Here is a 19,050-nt window from a genome sequence, read left to right as displayed (position 1 = left end):
TTATCCGTGCAGAATCCGACGGCGCCGGCCAATCAACCCCGGCCCTACGCCCGTTCCGCGGCCACCCGTTCGAGGACTTCCCGGCATGCCAGGATTGCGGGGTGGATCCGGCCGGCGGTGCGCGTCGACGTGAAGACTGTCCGCTTGGGGAGCCCGGGGAGGTCCAGCAGTTGGACCGGAGTGGTCCGGCCCGTCCAGACGAGGTCCGGCATGAGGGCCACGGCATTGCCGGACTCGATGAGCCGGATTTGCGCTTGGAGGTCGGCGGTTTCGTACCGGACGTCGGGCTCGAAGCCAGCGGAGCGGCATGCTTGTTCTGCCCAGTGCCGGGACGCCGCACCATGCGGTTCCATGACCCATGGCAGGGGAGCCGTATCCGCGAGCGAGGAAATCGACTCGCCACCGAGGCCAATCGGGGGAGTGGCCAGCCTGATGGCGTCGCTGGTCAGGGTTGCGCGGTCCAGGCCGGGGTGGTGTGGTGCTGCGTGCCCTGGGTATTGCTCGGCCACCACGATGTCGAAGTCTCGGGCCCAGGTTTCATAGAGCGCAGTCTCGGGTTCGCGCTGGATCATTTCCACTCGCACTTCGGGATACTCGCCCTTCATGATGGTGAGGAAGTCCGGCATGAGGGCCAGGGCGGCGGTTTGGAACACGGCGAGCCGCACTGTTCCCGTCACTGTGGAGAGGGACGCCGCGAGATCCGTCTCTGCCCGCTCGAGGGTGGCCAGCAAAGCGGCCGCATGTTCCACGAGGATCTCGGCCTGCGGCGTCAGCTGCACCCGTCGGCCGGATTTTCTCAGCAGTTTCACGCCCGCTTCCTTCTCCAACAAGGTCAACTGCTGGGACACCGAGGACGGGCTGTACTTCATGGCGTCGGCCACTTCTGCGAGCGTTCCGCGGATCTTCAATTCGTGCAGCAAGCGCAGCCTGCGGACATCCAGCATTCGGCTCTCCAGAAGGGTCGAGAAATCTAATGAATATTCTTCAGAAAAGATCGCTTTTCCTAATCTGATTGTAGATCCATACTGATGGAAACAAAGCACTCTCCGCACCAAAAGGAATGAAGCGCATGAGCACACCAACCCGGGATTCGAGCATCGACGCCAGGACACAATCCACCCCGGAATCCGGACACCTCCAGGAGTTGGCCCACGAAGCCATCCAACTGGTTCGACACTGGCTCACCGAGGCCTCGAAGGTACCCGTTGACGTTTCCGCACAGCGCCTCGCCGGCGTCCTGAAGGATCCGAACGGCCTGGACTTCACGGTGGGATTCGTCGACGGCGTCATCCGCCCCGAGGATCTGTCCGTCGCCGGCCGCAACCTGGCCAAGCTTGCCCCGAAGGTCCCGGCCTTCCTGCCTTGGTACATGCGCGCTGCTGTGCGCACCGGCGGCGTCATGGCTCCGGTCCTGCCGCAGGTGGTCATCCCGATCGCACGCAAAGTCCTCCGCGACATGGTGGGCCACCTGATCGTGGACGCCACCGATGCCAAGCTTGGCCCGGCCATCGCCAAGATCAAGCAGAACGGCGTCCACCTGAACGTGAACCTGCTGGGCGAGGCCGTCCTGGGCGAACGCGAAGCCAGCCGCAGGCTCGAGGGGACCCTCAAGCTCCTGGCCCGTGACGACGTCGACTACGTCTCCATCAAGGAGTCCTCCACGGTGGCCCCGCACTCGCTGTGGGCCTTCGACGAAGCAGTGGACCACGTGGTGGAGAAGCTCACCCCGCTCTACGAGCTGGCCGCATCGTTCCCCAAGCCCAAGTTCATCAACCTGGACATGGAGGAATACAAGGACCTCAGCCTGACCATGGCCGTGTTCACCCGGATCCTGGACAAGCCCGAATTCAAGAACCTTGAGGCCGGCATCGTGCTGCAGGCCTACCTCCCGGACGCGCTGTCGGCCATGCAGGAACTGCAGGAATGGGCTGCGGCCCGCCGGGCAAATGGCGGCGCTCCGATCAAGGTGCGCGTCGTCAAGGGCGCCAACCTGCCTATGGAACAGGTCCAGGCGTCCATCCAGGGCTGGCCGCTCGCTACGTGGGGCACCAAGCAGGATTCGGACACCAACTACAAGCGCGTCCTGAACTACGCGCTCACTCCAGGACACATCGATGCGGTCCGCATCGGCGTCGCCGGCCACAACCTCTTCGACATCGCGTTTGCGTGGCTGCTCGCGAAGGAGCGCGGCGTTACGGCGGGCATTGAGTTCGAGATGCTCCTCGGTATGGCCACGGGCCAAGCCACGGCCGTCCGCAAGGACGTCGGCAGCCTCCTGTTGTACACGCCGGTGGTGCACCCGGGCGAGTTCGACGTTGCCATCGCCTACCTGATCCGCCGCCTCGAAGAAGGCGCCAGCCAGGACAACTTCATGTCCGCTGTGTTCGAACTCAGCGAAAACAAATCGCTGTTCGAGCGTGAGAAGCAGCGCTTCCTCGCCTCCCTCGCAGAATTGGACGACGCCGTTCCGGCCCCCAACCGCACGCAGGACCGCAACAAGCCCGCGGCCGCCATGCCAAGCCAGGGCTTCGCCAACACTCCGGACACCGATCCTGCCCTGCCCGCCAACCGGGCCTGGGGCCGTGCCATCCTCGACCGCATCCCGGGCTCCACTGCCGGAAACGCGATCGTTGAAGCCAGCAAGGTCAGCGACCCGCAGGAACTGGAACGCATCATTGCCACCGCAGTGGAACACGGCAAAACTTGGGGCGCCATGCCTGCCGCCGAGCGCGCAGCTATCCTGCACCGCGCAGGCGACATCCTGGAATCCCGCCGCGCCGAACTTCTCGAGGTTATGGCCTCCGAGACCGGCAAGACGATCGAACAAGGCGACCCCGAAGTCAGCGAAGCAATCGACTTCGCGCACTACTACGCCGAGCGCGCCAAGGACCTGGAAACGGTCGACGGCGCCAGGTTCGTCCCAGCGAAGCTCACCGTTGTGACCCCGCCGTGGAACTTCCCGGTGGCGATTCCCGCGGGCTCCACGCTGGCGGCACTCGCGGCGGGATCCGCCGTCGTGATCAAACCCGCAAAGCAGGCCCGCCGCTCCGGTTCCGTCATGGTGGACGCCCTGTGGGAGGCCGGCGTGCCGCGCGAAGTGCTGGCGCTCGTGCAGCTCGAAGAACGCGAGCTGGGCACCCAGCTGGTCTCGCACCCCAGCGTTGACCGCGTGATTCTCACCGGCGGCTACGAGACCGCTGAGCTCTTCCGGTCCTTCCGGCAGGACCTCCCGCTGCTCGCGGAAACCTCGGGCAAGAACGCCATCATCGTCACCCCGCACGCCGACCTCGATCTTGCCGCCAAGGACGTTGTGTACTCCGCTTTCGGGCACGCAGGGCAGAAGTGCTCCGCCGCTTCACTGGTGATCCTGGTGGGTTCCGTAGCCACGTCCGAGCGCTTCCACAACCAACTCGTGGATGCCGCCCGCTCGCTCAAGGTGGGCTACCCGGAAGAGGCCACCACCCAGATGGGCCCGATCATCGAGCCGGCCAACGGCAAGCTCCTCAACGCGCTGACCACCCTCGGCGAGGGCGAGACCTGGGCCGTGAAGCCCGAGAAGCTGGACGAGACCGGCCGTCTGTGGTCCCCGGGCATCCGGTTCGGCGTGAAGCGCGGCTCCTACTTCCACCTGACCGAGTTCTTCGGCCCGGTCCTCGGCGTCATGACGGCGTCCACCTTGGAAGAAGCCATCGCAATCCAGAACGAGATCGAATACGGCCTCACCGCCGGGCTGCACTCGCTCGATTCCGGTGAAATGGGCGTCTGGCTGGAGACCATCCAGGCCGGCAACCTCTACGTGAACCGCGGCATCACGGGCGCAATCGTCCAGCGGCAGCCGTTCGGCGGCTGGAAGAAGTCCGCCGTGGGCGCCGGCACCAAGGCCGGCGGACCCAACTACCTGGTGGGGCTGGGTAGCTGGCTCCCTACGGAGCCCCGCGCCAAGCGCGGTGCCACGCTCAAGGGTGCGGCCGCTTCGATCCTGGCCGCCGCCAAGGCCGCAGGCTCGCTTGTCGAAGCCAGCGAGGCGGAGGCCCTGCAGAAGGCGCTCTTCAGCGACGCCGAGGCATGGGCCACGGAATTCGGCACCCGCAAGGACGTCTCCGGACTGAGCGCCGAGCGCAACGTCTTCCGGTACCGGGCCATCCCCGTGACCATCCGCTTGTCCGAGGGCGGGAAGCTCGTGGACTTGCTTCGCGTCGTGGCAGCCGGTGCAGTGGCGGGTTCGGCGCTCACGGTGTCCTCCGCCGTCGAACTTCCCGAAGCTGTCATCGCAGCGTTCGCGGGGCTCGGCGTGGGCACCCGCATCCAGAACGACGCCGAATGGCTGGCTTCCGCGGCAGGCATCAACGGCGGCCGTATCCGCCTGATCGGCGGGGACAGCAGCGCGCTGAGCGCAGCGACCAGCGGCCGTCCCGACGTCGCGATCTACCACGGCACGGTGACCCCGGCCGGACGCATCGAGATGCTGCCGTTCCTGCACGAGCAGGCCATCAGCATCACGGCGCACCGCTTCGGCACTCCGAACCACTTGTCGGACGCGCTGATCTAGCGATTCGTCAAGGAAGCCCGGCGGAACGGCCACACCGTTCCGCCGGGCTCCTCTGCGTCTAAGCCTCGTACCCCAGGCGCCGCAATCGTTTCCGGGCGGCCTGCTCGCTGGGGCCACTGCGGCCCAACGTCAGGCGCACGACAGCGAGCACCACCCGCGCGGCGAGAATCGACGGTAGCGGAATGGGGCCGATACGGGCTTTTTCCAGCCCCAGCAATTCCCGATATCGGGGCTCCAGGCTGGCGACGGCCGCGGCGAACAGAATCCGGTAACCGGGTTGCAGCGACGCTTTCAACGGGGGGTACCTGATGAATTCGATGGTTTCCCTGAGCCGCTCGTCCGCGCGGAGATGTCCGGAGGCGTACCACTGGTCCATTTCCGCCGTCACTTCCGCGAGGCTCAAGGGAGGGTCCTCGACTCCCATGAGGCGGCCGGCCTGGGCCCATTCGCGGATGTAGGCGTCGGCGCCGCCGGGGACCGCCCCGCCCCAGATCCGGTGCGCCGCAACGAAGGAATCCGCGTACGCAACGTGGACCCAGCGGAGAAGCTCGGGATCGTTTGCTGAGTACTCGCGGGTTTGGCCCTGGGCGTCAACGTAGTTGCCCTTGACGGAATCGTGCACCCGCCGCACGAAGTGGGTTGCCGTGTGGGCTGCGTCCATGGAGCCGTAGCTCACCGTGAAGATCCAACGGATGGTATTTGCCAGGCGGCCGAGGGGATCCCTTTTGAAGCCTGAATGGTCGTACACTCCCGCCAAAGCGCCGGGATGCAGGGATTGCATGAGCAGCACCCGGATTCCCGCGATGATCGTGGACATGGAACCGTGGACGGCCCAGACGGCCGATCCGGGAAGGTGGTACCCGGGGTCGTTTCCCTCGGCAAGCCGCAGCACCCAGTCAGGCGTGGACTGCGGGTGACCCGTAAAAGTCATCCGCAGTTCCGCTTGCCACTTCTTCAGGAAGTTGACCATGGTCCATTGTTGCGCTTCATTCTGCTGGCGCAAGGTGCCGTCTTGTTTACGCAGCGGTACCGGGCTAACGCAGAAGTGCCGGCCCGCCCTGGAATGAGCCGGCCGGCACCTTTCACGCGAGTCCGCTTAGGCTGCGGGCTGCTCGGCAAGTGCCCGACGACGGCGCGCCGGGGACGCTGCCACGAGCAGGGCCGCAATCGCCACCGCAGCGCTCAGGACCAGGCCGGGCCGGTACTGATCGAGCATGGCCGCCGCGCTGACAGGGCCGTTTGCGCCTGCGCCGGTGTCATGCCCGCTGACGAGGGCGGTCGTCACGGCGAGGACGAGTGCCGCGCCAACCTGCGTGCTGGTCTGGATGAGTCCGGCGGCCAGTCCCTGCTCCGAATCCCGGATTCCAGCGGTGGCTTGGACATTGATGGACGGGAAGGCCAAAGCGAAACCGATGCCCAGCAGGATGACCGAGGGCAGGATGTCCAGGACGTAGTTGGGCGACGTTCCAACGCGGAGGAACAAGACGTAGCCCAGTCCCATGGCGGTCAGGCCGGTGAGGATGAGCTTCGGGGCGCCGAATTTCTCGATGAACCTGTCCGCGAAGGGTGCGCTCGTTGCCACCAGGAGCCCTGTGGGAAGCAAGGCAAGCGCCATGCCCAGGGGAGACCAGCCGAGCACCGACTGCAGGTACATGGTGAGGATGAACTGGAAGCTCAGGTAGGAGCCGAACAGTCCAACGGCACTCAGGTTGGCGCGGGCCACCCAGCCTTCACGCAGGATGCCGAAGCGGATAAGCGGGTGCTTGACGCGGTTTTCGATGACGGCGAAGGTTGCCAGCACGGCAGCAGAGATGGCGAATCCGGCGATTGTTGCCACAGATCCCCAGCCCTTCTCCGGCGCTGAAACCAAGGTGTACACGAGGCCAAGCATGCCGAGTGCGAGGGTCACCGCGCCCCAGACGTCGTGGCCGCTTTCTTCCGTGGACGGCTTATCCCGGGGAATGAACAACATGCCGAGAAGCACGACGGCGACGGCGATCGGTACCGATACAAGGAAGGTCCAGCGCCAGCTCAAACTGGTCATGAGCCCGCCAACCACCAGCCCGAGCGAAAAGCCGCTCGCGCCGAAAGTGGTGAAGATGGACAGCGCCTTGTTGCGCTCGCGGCCTTCGGCGAAGTTGGTAGTGATGATGGAGAACCCGGTGGGGGCAGTGAATGCCGCGGCCAGGCCCTTGACGAAGCGCGTTGCGATCAAGAGGGTGGGATCGTTCACGAGGCCGCCGAGGAGCGAAGCCGCAGCGAACACGGTCAAGGCGATCAGGAAGATCCGACGCCGGCCCAGCAGGTCGGCGAGCCGCCCGCCCAGGAGCAACAGGCTCCCGTACCCCAGGACGTAGGCGGAAACGATCCACTGCAGGGAATCGGTTCCGAGGTGGAGTTCGTGGCCGATGGAGGGAAGGGCTACGCCCACCATGGAAACGTCCAGGCCGTCGAGGGCCAGAACGGTGCACACCACCATCAGCAGCAGCCACTGGGCCCGGGTCCAGCGGACGGCTGTATGGAGCTGCTCGGCAGATCTAGTGAGGGTGCTTGGTGAAGTCATGCAGATCAATCTATATGACGCGTCATTCAATGACAAGGAATATGACTAGGAATCTTATGACGTGGACTTTATTTGGGGTTTCGACTAGAATCGGGCCATGGCAACAACGCAGGATCGCCAGCTGGTTGAGCAATGGCGCAGCATCCAGAACTCGTACTTCCGCACCGCGGCCGCGATCGACCGCGCCCTCGAAGCCAAGTTCGACATCGGCCTGAACGAGTTCGAAATCCTCGATCTTGTTGCCGAAAGCGTTGACTCTGCCTGCCGAATGAAGGCGCTGGGCGAGCGGACTCCCATGACCCAGAGCGCTGTCTCCAAGGTTGTTGACCGCTTGGAGAAAGCCGGACTCGTGTCCCGCGTGACCTGCACAGATGACCGCCGCTCGCTGTACCTCGAACTGACCGACGCCGGGCGCACGCTGCATTCGGATGCCGCCGTCGAGCACCGCGCCCTGCTTAAAGAGAACCTCGGCGAGTAGCCCGCCACGGTCCGGCGAGTGTTTCGCGGACCGGCCAAGTATGAAGTCGAGTGTTCCCATTCGATTTCGCAACGGCCACAATGGGACAAGCGCGCCCGTACTGGGGATGAGCGCCCGTCTCAGGAGCCGCTGTGGGAAAGCATCATGAGTCTGGCCAGGTCGTCGACCTGGTGCTCACAAGAAAATTCGGCCGGGTCCTTTCGGCGTGCTTCCTCGCTGTCGTGGTAATCCTCGCTTTCGGTTTCCAGGGCCCGGGTTTGGGCGGAGCGGCAAGCGATGGATCCCTGGCCACTGGCCAAGTCGAACCCGGAATGCTGCCCACCGATGGTGCCACCTCGAGCGCCCAGGAGACCGTGCCCCCAAGCCCGCCGTCGGCCCCGGTCCAGGCAGGTGACAAAGCCACGGTGTCTTTTGAACGCTCCCCGGTCCAAACCCTCGATAAGAACGGCGTTGGCACTCTCAATGTCTCGTCGAGTTCCCTCGACCGGCCGCCTGCCGGGAAACTCTACGCGCCGCTCGAAATGCTGCTTCCGAGCTCTCCCTTCGGGTTGAGGATCGATCCGTTCACCGGATTGCCGGGCGAGTTCCACTGGGGCCAGGATTTCGCCGCGGCTTGCGGCACGCTGGTCTACGCAGCCGACTCCGGCGTGGTCCGGGCCGTGGGTTGGCACCCCTGGGGCGGCGGCAATCGCGTGGAAATCGATCACGGCAACGGCCTTGTCACCACGTATAACCACCTGCAGGGCATTGCAGTGACCAAGGGGCAATCGGTCCGTGTAGGCGAAGTCATTGCCAGGGTGGGAACCACGGGTTCCTCGACCGGTTGCCACTTGCACTTCGAGACGATCCTCAACGGTGTCTATACCAACCCGATGAACTGGACGTTCCTGCCCACCAAGCAGGTGGATCCCCTCGGCGACATCCCGATGGTCAGCTACCAGCCAGGTTCCGCCACCGCGACCTCGGCCGGGTCTGTCTGGTCCATCCCCGGGGCCGTGCCGACCGACCCGGGAGCCGTACCCTCAAGGGAAGCGGTGACCGGCGGGGTGCAGGAAGCGAAGGTTGTGCCGACCGCGACACCGACGGCGTCACCCAGCGGCAGCCCGACGGGGTCACCGACCGGGACGCCGGCTACGAGCCCGACGCCGAGCCCGACAGCGTCACCCACCGGGACGCCGACTCCGAGCCCGACGCCGAGCCCGACCGGGACGCCGACTGGCACCCCGACCGCGACGCCAACACCGACTCCGAGCGGCACTCCCACGCCAAGCAAGACACCGAGCGGCACCCCGAGCCCTACCTTGACGCAGGCTCCTACCGGGACGCAACCGCCCACGGCGACGCAGGGGCCGGCAACGGTAGTCCCGCCTACCGTGACCGTACCGCCGCCGGTGGCGCCGACGTCGAGCCTTCCCGTTCCGGTGCCGAGCGTGACCCAGTCCGTGCCCACGCCGCCGGCACCCACCCAGCCCACGCCGTCGGTCACGGCAACTACCAAAACCGCGTCCCCCAAGCCGTAAGTCGTCGCATTCCTTGTAGCCTGTCCAAGCGAGCTGCCGCGCGTAGACTCGAAGGCGGCAGTTTGCCAAGGTTCCCCGTGGTAAGGAAGCGATTCAATGTCCCCGCTCTACAGCATCCCCCTGACGTTCAACGACGGCTCCCAGGCCGACTTCGGGCATTTCGAGGGCAAAGCCGTACTGGTTGTCAACGTGGCTTCGAAGTGTGGGTTCACGCGCCAGTACTCGGGACTGGAGGAGCTCTACGGCAAATACCGTGACCGTGGATTCGAGATTCTGGGCGTGCCGTGCAACCAGTTCGCCGGCCAGGAACAGGGTTCGGACGCCGAGATCGCGGACTTCTGCCAGCGCAATTTCGGCGTCTCGTTCCCGCTCGCGAGCAAGGCCAAGGTCCGCGGCAAACAACAGCACCCCCTGTACGCCGAGCTGACCCGGACGGACGACGGCTCCAAACCGCAGAAGGTGAAGTGGAACTTCGAAAAGTTCCTCGTGAGCCGCGAAGGCGCGGTGCTCGCCCGCTTCCCGTCCGCCGTCGAGCCCGATTCCCAAGAGCTCATCGAGGCACTCGAAGAGGCCCTCGCCTAGGCTCCCTGGACGGAGTCCAGAGTGACTCCCGCCGTAAGCACCTGACGGCCGTCGACAACGATTTCACCGTCAACAACGGTCAGGATCACCGGCGTCTGCGCGAATTCGTCCGGCGCGGTGGTCAAAGGATTGTGCCGGACCACGGTCAGATCGGCGCGTGCCCCGATCTCTACGATTCCGCCCTCTTCACCGACAGACCTCCAATATTGGCTCGTGTAACCTTCGAGCGCGGCACGCGCGGACAGCGCCTGCAGGGGTTGGACGGGTTCGACGTCGGGCCGGCCGGCCGGGCGGCGCGTCTGCGCTGAGGCGATGATCGCCCGCGGGTCGAAGGGAGCGATGGGCCAGTCCGATCCGAGCGCGACGATCGCTCCGGCGTCGCGGAGATCGCGGGTCCGCCACGCGTGGTTGGCCCGTTCGCTGCCAAGCCTGCGGGACCAATTGTCCGTGTGGTCGGCTCGGCTGTAGAGGGCGCAATGAGTCGGCTGCAGGCTGGTAGCGGCGCCCGCATTGATGATTTCCGCCAACACCGAATCCGGGATGGACTCGATGTGCTCGATCCGGTGGACCGTGCCGTTCTTGGGAAGGGCCCCGATGGTCCGGGCGACGAAGGACACCGCCTGATCGCCGATGGCGTGCGTCGTGGTGGGGATCCGGTGGTCGTGGAAGAACTTCATGGCCGCGGCGAGGGCTTCAGGATCGTGCCAGAGCGGGTGGAGGGATTCTCCGTGGGCGTCGGGCTCAAAGAGCCACGCCGTGCCGTTGTCGATGGTTCCATCCATCATGAGCTTGATGCCGTGAACGTGCCAGCGCCTTCCGTGCCTGCCCTGCATCGCGAGCATAGCCCTCAGGTCTTCCTCCGTGGCGCCGGGCATGACCCACGGGGAGATCCGCAGCCGGATGGCGAGCTCGCCTCGGCGCTCCAAGGCCTCCAGCACCTCCAAGGTGTCCGGGGCGCCGAAGTCCAGCATCTGGCCCGCCACCAGCCCGGATTCGGCCATGGAACGCAGGAGTTTCTCCAGCCCGTCGACGCGCTGCTCGAAGGAGAGCTCGGGAAGGACGCCGCGGACGAGCTCCTGGGCGGCCATTTCGTAGAGCATGCCGTTGGGCTTGCCGAGCTGGTCGACGCCGACATAGCCCGTGCTCGGCAGTTTCTCCGCTCCGGTGACCCCGGCGAGCTTGAGGGCGGCGTCGGAGACGAGCGAGGCGTGGCCGTCGAACAGGGTGATGAACACGAGTTCGTCGTCGAGGATGCCGTCGAAGAGGGAGTTGTTGAAACCCGCATCCCCGAAAATGACAGGGTCGAGGCCCCAAGCGAACAACCAATCGGAGCCGACGGCGTGCGGTGTGGAAGCGGCATATCGCACGAGGGCGGCGCGGACGTCGTCGAGCTCGGTGATCCCGCCCAGGTCAAGGCCGCGGGCGATTTCCGCGCCGTGGATGGGATGGATGTGGGCGTCGATCAGGCCGGGGCAGACTGTTGCCTCGCCGACGTCGATCACCTGTTTGGCTCGTGCCGTCCATTCGGCGGCGGCGTTGGCTGTCTGCTCGCCGTCGGTGCGGCCGACGTGCGCAATCCTCCCATTCGAGACGGCGACGAAACCGGCGGTCTCAGTCAGCGCCTCACCGTGGAGGATGCTGGACGAGAAGATGACGAGATCGATGGGCTCGGGCGTGGTCAAGATATAACTCCTTGTTGTGTTCGGGTTCCGACGCCGGCCCGGTGAGGATCAGTCGTCGTCGATGGCTGCCTTCAATCCTGCCGAGAGGACATCGGCCAGGAATGCGAAGCGGTCCACAGGGTGCTCTGCCACGGCCTTCTTTGCCGCGAACAGATGGGGATAAGTGCCTTCTTCCTCTTCGTTGATGCTCCATGCGGATTCCATCGTCATTGCGTCGAGGCTCGCGCCGATCGCTGCGCTGTCGAGGGTTTCCAGTGCCGGAATGATGAGGTGCCGTGGCGCCCCCGCGATCTCAAACGCTTCGACGTACTGGTCGTAGCGCTCCAAGGCTGCCGGGTGCGACACCGGCTGCGTGAGCAGGAGGGGAAGGAGCGCCGGTACCAGGCTGTACGCCTTGCGGAGGGAGTCGAAGATCTCGCGGATGACGTCGTCGAGGCTGCCGGACGGCAACTCGGGCATCGGAGCTCTGTCTACGAGCGCGCCACGGGCCAGTTCGATGATCTCCTGCCGACCCGTGACGTGCTTGTAGAAAGATGACTGCCTGACGCCCAGGCGTTCCGCGAGCCGAGGGATCGAGAGGCTCTCTTCCTTTTCGAACATCTCAAGTGCCGCGCGGCCGATCGCCTTCCGTGAGAGCCTCGGTGTCCGGGGCCGTCCTAGCTGGCTGGTTTTGCTCGGAGTCTGCATCCCTCAAGACTAGGCTCCGGGATCACTCGGCGTGTCCGATCCGCCGGTATGCGGCCGGGTTGACCTTGCGCAGCACGAGGGCCAGTACGGTTCCGGCAGCAAACAAAAGCGGGGCGAAAACGAGGAGCGTCGTGTTGACGGGGTCCCCGGCCGGAAGGCCGGTGATCAGTTGGGCATTGTTGGCCATCAGGTAGATGACTACGCACATGATGATCGTGGCTGCCACGGCAGAAGGCGCGACGTACCAGCGAAGGCCATGGTCCTTGAGTCGCGCGAAGAAGACCACGACCCCGACGCCGGTGAGTGCCTGCAGGAGGAGGACGCCGATCACTCCCGGGGTGTTCGTCCAGATCAGGAACTGGGTGAAGGGGTCCAGCTGGAAGAGGGCCGCGCCGATCACGAGGGCGAGCGCGAGGAGGGTCTGGTCGAAGCCGGCCACGGACGGCGTGCGATATCGAGGGCTGATCCGGCCCGAGCGCTTCGGGAAGATGCCCTCGCGGCTCAAGGACAACGTGTAGCGGTTGATGGTGTTGTGGAAGGAGAGCTGGGCCGCGAAGATGCTGGTAACGATCAACACGCTCATGAGGTTCACGCACCAGCCGCCCGCGAAGTTGCCCGCTGCTATGTAGGCGGTGTCTCCGGCGTCGAGGTGGCCGGCGGCAAAGGCCTGGACGGCGTCCGCTCCGAAGGCCTGGACGATGATCCAGACGGCGAAGGCGTAGAACGCGCCGATGAAGGCGATGGAGATATAGGTGGCACGGGGGACACTGCGGTCCGGGTCGCGGGCCTCTTCCCGGTAAAGGGCTCCGGATTCAAATCCCATGAAGGCGGAGAAACCCAGGCCCAGGACGGCGGCGAACTGCGGGGAGAAGATGGCCTGCGGGCTGAATGATTCAAAACTGATGCCGTGTGCGCCGCCCTGGGCCAGGACGAACGCGGCGACGATGGCGACGATCGCGGTTTCGAGGGTGAGCAGGACCGCGAGGACCCTGGCGCCTACGTCGATCCCGCGCCAGCCCAAGTACCAGACGGCTCCGATCGACACGATCGCGTAGAGCCACCAGGGAAGTTCCACGCCGGTGAAGGACTTCACAGCGAGGTTGGCTTGGATCCCCAGCAGTCCATAGAGGCCGATTTGCAAGCCGTTGTAGCTCATCCAGGCGGTGAGGCCGGAGCCGAGGCCAACCACGCGGCCGAGGGTTTTCGAGATGTAGCCATAAAAGCCGCTGTAGGACCGGACATGGCGGGTGAGCGCCATGAAACCGATGGCGAACAGGCCCAGGCCGATAGCCGCGGCAATGTAGATGGCGGGCGCACCGACGCCGCCCACAGCGAGGGCGAGCGGGGCGATGCCGACGACGATGGTCAGCGGAGCGGCCGCTGACACCAACATGAACACAATGTCGCGTGTGCCGATTGCGTTCTTCTTCAATCCGCCGTCAACGCTGACGGTCGCGGACGGCACGAGCGCCGCCTCTTCTTTAGTGAAAGCCATTCGCTTATTGTGAGGGGAGGCACATGTTCGAGTCAAGGGGGTCTGTTTTGGAGCTCGCTTCCAACCGGCGCCAAAACACCGACGCCCGCTCACCTATGTGGTCTTTTGGGCGGACGCCCGCTCACCTATGTGGTCTTTTGGGCGGACGCCCGCTCACCTATGTGGTCTTTTGGGCGGACGCTCGCTCATTTTTGGTGAGCGAGCGTCGGGTGGAATGCGGCTAAAGGTGAGCGAGCGTCGTCGAAAATCGCCCTAAAAGTGAGCGGGGATCGGAGGGGAGCCCCAGTAATTTTCCAACATTCCGACGGTAAGTTACCCTGCGTTAGCCTTTTGTCTGGTTGGATTGGGTTTATTGGGGCAGACACTGGAGGCGCCGTCTCCTACCGACCCGAAGGTAGTAATGGAGCTCATCGAGGCCGAGCACCCGCGGCCAGGACACGTACTTCTGCACCTTAGCGACTCCCATCTGTTGGGAGGGCCGGAACCCCTCTACGGCGCCGTCGACAGCGAAGCCCATCTCAGGCAACTCTTTTCGGAAGTACACGCGTCAAAGGTCCGTCCCGACGCCGTGATCTTCACCGGTGACCTCGCCGATCAGGGTGAGCCGGGCGCCTACGCCAAACTCCGGTCGATCGTCGAGCCTGCCTGTCGAGAGATGGGAGCGCGGGTGATCTGGGCGATGGGAAACCACGACGACCGGGCGAATTTCCGTGCTGGCCTCTTCGACCAGAGCGACAATGACGCTCCGGTGGATCACAGCTACTTCGTCAACGGGCTGCGGATCATCACGCTGGATACCTCCGTGCCCGGCTTCCATCACGGTGAGCTGAGCCAGAGCCAGCTCGACTGGTTGGAATCGGAGCTCGCGACGCCGGCCCCGGACGGAACGATCCTTGCCCTCCACCACCCTCCGGTCCCGAGCGTCCTCGACCTATCCATCCTGGTGGAGCTGCGCGGCCAAGCGGCACTGGCCGACGTCGTACGCAATTCGGATATCCGTTCCATCCTGGGCGGCCACCTGCACTACTCCACCATGGCCATGTTCGCGGGCGTCCCGGTATCGGTGGCTTCCGCGAGCTGCTACACGCAGGACCTCAATGTTCCGCAGGGCGGCACCCGAGGCCGGGACGGTGCCCAGGCATTCAACCTGGTCCACGTTTACGAGCAGACGATCGTTCATTCGGTGGTGCCGCTGGGCAAATCGCCTACTGTCGGTGAGTACGTCAGCCCGGAAGCTACGAGGCGGCGGCTCGCCCAAGCAGGCATCCGGATTCCCCAGCGAGCCACGCACGAACGCGGTTCCATGGCCGATGCGAAGCATCCGGAGATGACCCGACGCTAGGGGCAGCTGGTCTCTACACGTTCGATGCCCGGACTTCCATTGGCGTGGTGCTCGGCGCCGGGCTTACTGGATTCCGGGCCGTCATGGTGCGGTAAAGAAGAACGGCTCCCACGAACAAGACAGCCAGGTAGGCCACAGTAAGGGGAATCCATCCAAGCGGCGGCTGCCACTGGGGCGCCGTCAGCATGTCCCGCCAGTTGGACTCGTCATGGAGACCAATGACGTACCGGCGCATTCCATAGATAAAGCTGTAGAAATGGCCAAATACCAGGATAGCGAGCACTACCGATAGCGCCCGTCGTCCTGAGCGGCTGAAGTCGATATCGAAAGAGCGCATTGCAACCCCGCACGCAGTGATCATCACGGCCACAAGCGCCAGGATGTACCGACCCTGCCAGATAATTCCTACCTCCTTCGCAAGGGGAATCTGCAGCACCGGAGGGAGGACGATGATCGCAGCCACCAGGAAAGCGATGGTCAGCCGCGCTGAACGGCTGGGCACGGACAATGCTGCCACGATCGCCCCGATGATCAGCGCCGCCCAGACGGTGAGCACCCCGCTTGGCCCCAAAGTATCCAGCCAACCAAGGTAGGACACGTAACCGGCCGCGAAATCGAACGTCTTGTCCAGCATGATCACGGCGATCCGGGCCGGTGATGTGTCGATCCCCGCGCCCATGAGGCTTTGCAGGCTATCCGCGCTCTTGAGCCAAAGCACGGCGAGCCCGCACGCGACGGCGACCACGAATGCCATCGCCTGCACAAATCGCAGACGCAACACGGAAACGAGCGGACGAAGCCCGAACATCAAGAGTGACGCCGCCACGGCCAAGGCGAGCCAAAGAAGTGAGGCAGCCCGGGTGTTGGCCAGGACAGCAGCTGAAATCGCCGCAGCGGCAAGGGGTAGCCGCCAATGAGCGCCGGAGGCGATTCTCTCCCACGACAAACACAGTGCGCTGAACACAGCCATCGACGCGGCGATTTCCAGTGAATTGGGGTTCACCCCTCCGGACAGGAACAAAACCATGGGGGTCACGGCTATCGACCCGACAAACAATGGCAGTTTCCAGCGTTGAAGGCTCGCCAAAGCAGTCAGGGCAACAGCAAGGAAGGCAACGCTGAGAAGACCGCCAACGATCCGCATGGCGTAGATGGCCTTGGCGCCGGTAAGGAACAGGCTCGGAAGCCCAGCCACCGCGTAGTACATCGGGTTGTAGTTTCCCGCGCTGGTGTATGCCTTCAGCTCTGAGACGTCATCTGACAGCGTAGGGCTGCAACCGGCGGACACCGCCGGATTCCAAGCGAAGCAAGTTTGGAGTCCATCCACCGTTCCCACGAACGCAGGGACGAGCACCTGGGCCCGATCACCTTGATTCGCGCCAGGTTCCCCTCGCAACTGCCCTCGAACAACGGCCCCTGCCTTCACGGTGTGAGCTGGCTCGTCCGGCACGGACATAAGGGGGCTTGCCAGTGCCCAGATCGAGGTGAGGAGCCCAAGAATGGCGAATATTGCGAGAAAGCGTAGGAACCAAGGGGGAAGGCTGAGGGGGTTCAATAGACATGTCTGTTCGTTGATCGGGTGCGGAGATTCACAGCTACTTTACTTCTCCCACGGCGCCTTGACCGGGAAGTACTTCTCCATGAAGTCCGTCACGAGTCCGGCCCTTTCGTCGGCAGCCACCTCGGGGAAGCTGCCATCGTTGAGGCAGAAGAAGTCCACATTGCGTTTGGCGAGCAAAGTGGGCAGGTAGTGCAGCCCGGACCACAGGGTTGTGTCCACATACCTGACCTTGGCTGCCGTCTGCGTCACTGCCCGGCCGGTGAGCAACGAGTAGTAGTGGTAAAACGAGTTGGTCACCGAGATGTTGTCCGCCGCACGGAATCTGCTGGCCGCCGTCTTGGCGAATTCGGCGGGAAACTCCCGCTCCATCTCTGCGATTACGCTGCGGCGGAGGGGCGCGGCAGTGTGTTCCAAGTGGCGCGTGGTGATGCGTCCGAACCGTTCCCAGAGAAGCTTCCTGTTGACGCGGGCCGCGTTCTCGAAGCCGCTGCGCTCGGCGTCGTTCTCTCCCAGTCCGATCCGGGTGGAGGCTTCGATGAACTTGGTGATTCCGCCGGGAGTGAAGAACATGTCCGGTGCTACGGGTCGGCCGAAGAACATGTCGTCGTTGGAATACAGGAAATGCTCGGAGAGGCCATCAATGTGGTGCAACTGGGATTCCACGGCCTGGGAATTGTGGGTGGGCAGCACTGTGGGGTCCTTGAAGAACTCCACGCTGCGCATGATCCTGACGCTCGGGTGCTCTGCCAGCCACTCCGGCGCGGGAGAGTCCGTGGCGATGTAGATCCGGCGAATCCAGGGCGCATACATGTACACGGAGCGCAGGGCATATTTGAGTTCGTTGATCTGGCGGAAACGGGCTTCGTGCGCGTCGCCCTCGCCCACCACAGCGTCTTTCATCTGCTCGCGGCGGGCCGCGATGTATGCGGGATCGTTTCCGTCCACCCATGAAAAGACGATGTCGACGTCGAAGTCGATGTCGCTCGCGTGGTCCGCGAACATGTTCTCGATGGTCGGCCAGCTCAGCCCGTGGCGTTCCACCGTGCCCCGGACAGCGTCCTGGCGTAGCATGGTCCGCCGGGTCAGGGAGTTCTCCACCGGCAACACGAGTTGTTCGCCGTCGAACTCCCACAGTTCCAGTTGCACGCCCAGCGATGGACCGTATGTCAGCCCGCCCCCGGGTTCCACGCGGGGACGGAAGAGCCGGAAGATCCTGGCCTTCCGGTTGTTCGAGAGCTCGCCGTCGGCCACCAGCAACGTGGATTTCTTCCGCGCGTCGACGGCCATGGAGTAAAACGGCTCGTTCCGGAAAGCCGAGACCAAAGCCTGGCGCAGTTTCTTCCGGAGCTTCCAATCGACGGCGATCACGGGCCGGTGGTCGTTGCCGCGGACCAGGATGAAGTCCAGCCCCGCCGCGTCCAGCGCGGCGCGGATCACGAGAAGGTCTTCGACCATCACCTGCTGCGGAGTGCGGTTCTGGTTCAGCAAGCTGTAGCGGCCGCGATGGCGGACGACGTCGGGACGGTGCTTGAGGCGCGCCTCGACTGCGGGCGACGTCGGTTCGGGAACGACCGCATCGTCGTCGGACGGGGGGCTACCGAAGTAGATTGCTTGCTGGTCCATGTCTGTGATGGCTTTTCTCCGAAAGGTTGTGGTTCGCGCGGGCTTGGTGGACCTAGCCCACCAAGGCTTCGCGCCAACTGCGCAGGAATGCGCCTCCGGCGTCGTCGTGAATGACGTCGTCGCCCAGGCCGAGGTCTGTGGCTGTAAGAACATCGTAGGGCTTGTTTGGCACGCCGTCGGCGGGCCGGACGTCGACGTGCTTGACGCTGTGGTCATTGTGGTGGAGCCAATCCGCCATGGCGTAGTCCGTGCGCGAATCGCCCACTGTCCGCCAGGCCTGCGGGGTGATGCCCTGGGCGGCGAGGAGCTCCACCGCGCGGCTCGCGCCGAGATCCTTGCCGAGCCGGATGGACTCGATGTCGGTGGAGATGATGGTGGGATCCAGGCGGTAGTCGGCGGCGTCGTCGGACTCTGGTGCGTGGTGGTCCAGGAGCGCGGCGGAGAGCCCATGCCTGCCCATGAGTTCCAAGGCATCGGCGTCGAAGAGCTTCTGCTCGGCCAGGTAGTCGTCGCTTGAAACGTCCAGATGCTGTTCCACCGAGACCATGGCGCGCTTTGTCTCATCGAAGAACATGTGCGTCGCATAGTCCTCTGCCACCATGCGGCGGACGTCATCGCCGTAGGCCTTCGGGACAGCTAGGTCATGGTCCACGTGAATGGGTCCCGGGCCGCCCGAGGTGTAGCTGAACCACACAGCGCCCTTTTCGCAGATCGCGTGGACCACCGTTCCCGCAGGCATTCCGGCGGCGATCATGGGTGCCATGACCTGCTCGCGGATGAAAGCGTCTGAGCGGCCGGTGTTGAAAATAACGGGGATGCCTGCGGATGCCAAGCCCACGAGGTCGGCGATGATTTCCGGCTTCACGTCGCGCGTCACGGGACTCGCGACGGGGCCGTCGACGTCGAGGAGGAGTGCGAGGGCGGGAGCAGCCGGGTGCGTGCCTGGCATTGAAGCAGTCATGATCCTA

The 19,050-nt window shown here is 64.5% G+C and carries 14 protein-coding genes; 5 read left to right on the top strand and 9 right to left on the bottom strand.

Going from position 1 to position 19,050, the window contains the following annotated elements; all coding sequences use genetic code 11:
- Nucleotides 1-44 precede the first annotated feature (44 nt).
- The gene (locus tag AC3WJM_RS19510) at nucleotides 45-944 is read right to left on the bottom strand and encodes a LysR substrate-binding domain-containing protein (RefSeq protein WP_059388524.1); all 900 of its coding nucleotides are present in this window, start codon (nucleotides 942-944) and stop codon (nucleotides 45-47) included.
- 125 nt (nucleotides 945-1,069) lie between these two features.
- Here AC3WJM_RS19510 and AC3WJM_RS19505 point away from each other — a divergent pair, with 125 nt between their 5' ends.
- Nucleotides 1,070-4,549 (top strand): bifunctional proline dehydrogenase/L-glutamate gamma-semialdehyde dehydrogenase, encoded by a 3,480-nt coding sequence (locus tag AC3WJM_RS19505; protein WP_492272720.1) that lies wholly within the window; start codon nucleotides 1,070-1,072, stop codon nucleotides 4,547-4,549.
- A gap of 58 nt (nucleotides 4,550-4,607) precedes the next feature.
- Here AC3WJM_RS19505 and AC3WJM_RS19500 read toward each other — a convergent pair whose 3' ends face one another.
- Nucleotides 4,608-5,519 (bottom strand): oxygenase MpaB family protein, encoded by a 912-nt coding sequence (locus AC3WJM_RS19500; protein WP_284988806.1) that lies wholly within the window; start codon nucleotides 5,517-5,519, stop codon nucleotides 4,608-4,610.
- A gap of 126 nt (nucleotides 5,520-5,645) precedes the next feature.
- On the bottom strand, nucleotides 5,646-7,112 hold the full coding sequence (locus AC3WJM_RS19495; protein WP_441432929.1) for an MFS transporter: 1,467 nt from the start codon (nucleotides 7,110-7,112) through the stop codon (nucleotides 5,646-5,648).
- Nucleotides 7,113-7,209: 97 nt separating this feature from the next.
- Here AC3WJM_RS19495 and AC3WJM_RS19490 point away from each other — a divergent pair, with 97 nt between their 5' ends.
- From AC3WJM_RS19490 to AC3WJM_RS19480, 3 genes are all read left to right on the top strand, one after another.
- Nucleotides 7,210-7,590: a MarR family winged helix-turn-helix transcriptional regulator gene (locus tag AC3WJM_RS19490; RefSeq protein WP_236814785.1), complete on the top strand. Its 381-nt coding sequence runs from the start codon at nucleotides 7,210-7,212 to the stop codon at nucleotides 7,588-7,590.
- Between the two features lie 131 nt (nucleotides 7,591-7,721).
- Nucleotides 7,722-9,110, top strand: a complete 1,389-nt coding sequence (locus AC3WJM_RS19485; protein ID WP_492272719.1) for a M23 family metallopeptidase — start codon at nucleotides 7,722-7,724, stop codon at nucleotides 9,108-9,110.
- Nucleotides 9,111-9,206: 96 nt separating this feature from the next.
- The gene (locus AC3WJM_RS19480; protein ID WP_306963255.1) at nucleotides 9,207-9,692 is read left to right on the top strand and encodes a glutathione peroxidase; all 486 of its coding nucleotides are present in this window, start codon (nucleotides 9,207-9,209) and stop codon (nucleotides 9,690-9,692) included.
- Here AC3WJM_RS19480 and AC3WJM_RS19475 read toward each other — a convergent pair.
- The 3 genes from AC3WJM_RS19475 to AC3WJM_RS19465 are packed head-to-tail and all read right to left on the bottom strand — an operon-like array spanning nucleotide 9,689 to nucleotide 13,556.
- A complete protein-coding gene (locus AC3WJM_RS19475) occupies nucleotides 9,689-11,374 on the bottom strand; it encodes an amidohydrolase (RefSeq protein WP_492272718.1) in 1,686 nt (561 codons plus the stop codon). The genes AC3WJM_RS19480 and AC3WJM_RS19475 overlap by 4 nt on opposite strands.
- 48 nt (nucleotides 11,375-11,422) lie before the next feature.
- Complete coding sequence (locus AC3WJM_RS19470; RefSeq protein WP_172465568.1) at nucleotides 11,423-12,061, bottom strand: TetR/AcrR family transcriptional regulator; 639 nt, start codon at nucleotides 12,059-12,061, stop codon at nucleotides 11,423-11,425.
- Nucleotides 12,062-12,083: 22 nt separating this feature from the next.
- Nucleotides 12,084-13,556: an APC family permease gene (locus AC3WJM_RS19465; protein ID WP_492272717.1), complete on the bottom strand. Its 1,473-nt coding sequence runs from the start codon at nucleotides 13,554-13,556 to the stop codon at nucleotides 12,084-12,086.
- Nucleotides 13,557-13,956: 400 nt separating this feature from the next.
- Here AC3WJM_RS19465 and AC3WJM_RS19460 point away from each other — a divergent pair, with 400 nt between their 5' ends.
- Entirely contained in the window at nucleotides 13,957-14,898 is a 942-nt protein-coding gene (locus AC3WJM_RS19460; protein ID WP_284988656.1) for a phosphodiesterase, read from the top strand.
- A gap of 13 nt (nucleotides 14,899-14,911) precedes the next feature.
- On the opposite strand, the gene AC3WJM_RS19455 is transcribed toward AC3WJM_RS19460, so the two are convergent.
- From AC3WJM_RS19455 to AC3WJM_RS19445, 3 genes are read right to left on the bottom strand one after another with little or no spacing between them, the layout of a single operon-like run.
- On the bottom strand, nucleotides 14,912-16,453 hold the full coding sequence (locus AC3WJM_RS19455; RefSeq protein ID WP_492272716.1) for a DUF2142 domain-containing protein: 1,542 nt from the start codon (nucleotides 16,451-16,453) through the stop codon (nucleotides 14,912-14,914).
- A 45-nt stretch (nucleotides 16,454-16,498) separates the two neighbouring features.
- A complete protein-coding gene (locus AC3WJM_RS19450; protein WP_492272715.1) occupies nucleotides 16,499-18,082 on the bottom strand; it encodes a stealth family protein in 1,584 nt (527 codons plus the stop codon).
- A 52-nt stretch (nucleotides 18,083-18,134) separates the two neighbouring features.
- The gene (locus tag AC3WJM_RS19445; RefSeq protein ID WP_307052855.1) at nucleotides 18,135-19,043 is read right to left on the bottom strand and encodes a Cof-type HAD-IIB family hydrolase; all 909 of its coding nucleotides are present in this window, start codon (nucleotides 19,041-19,043) and stop codon (nucleotides 18,135-18,137) included.
- Nucleotides 19,044-19,050 lie beyond the last annotated feature (7 nt).

Source organism: Arthrobacter sp. FW306-1B-G06A, assembly GCF_058781765.1.
The sequence above is the reverse complement of the archived record's forward strand: the minus strand, read 5'-3'. Positions and strand labels throughout refer to the sequence as shown.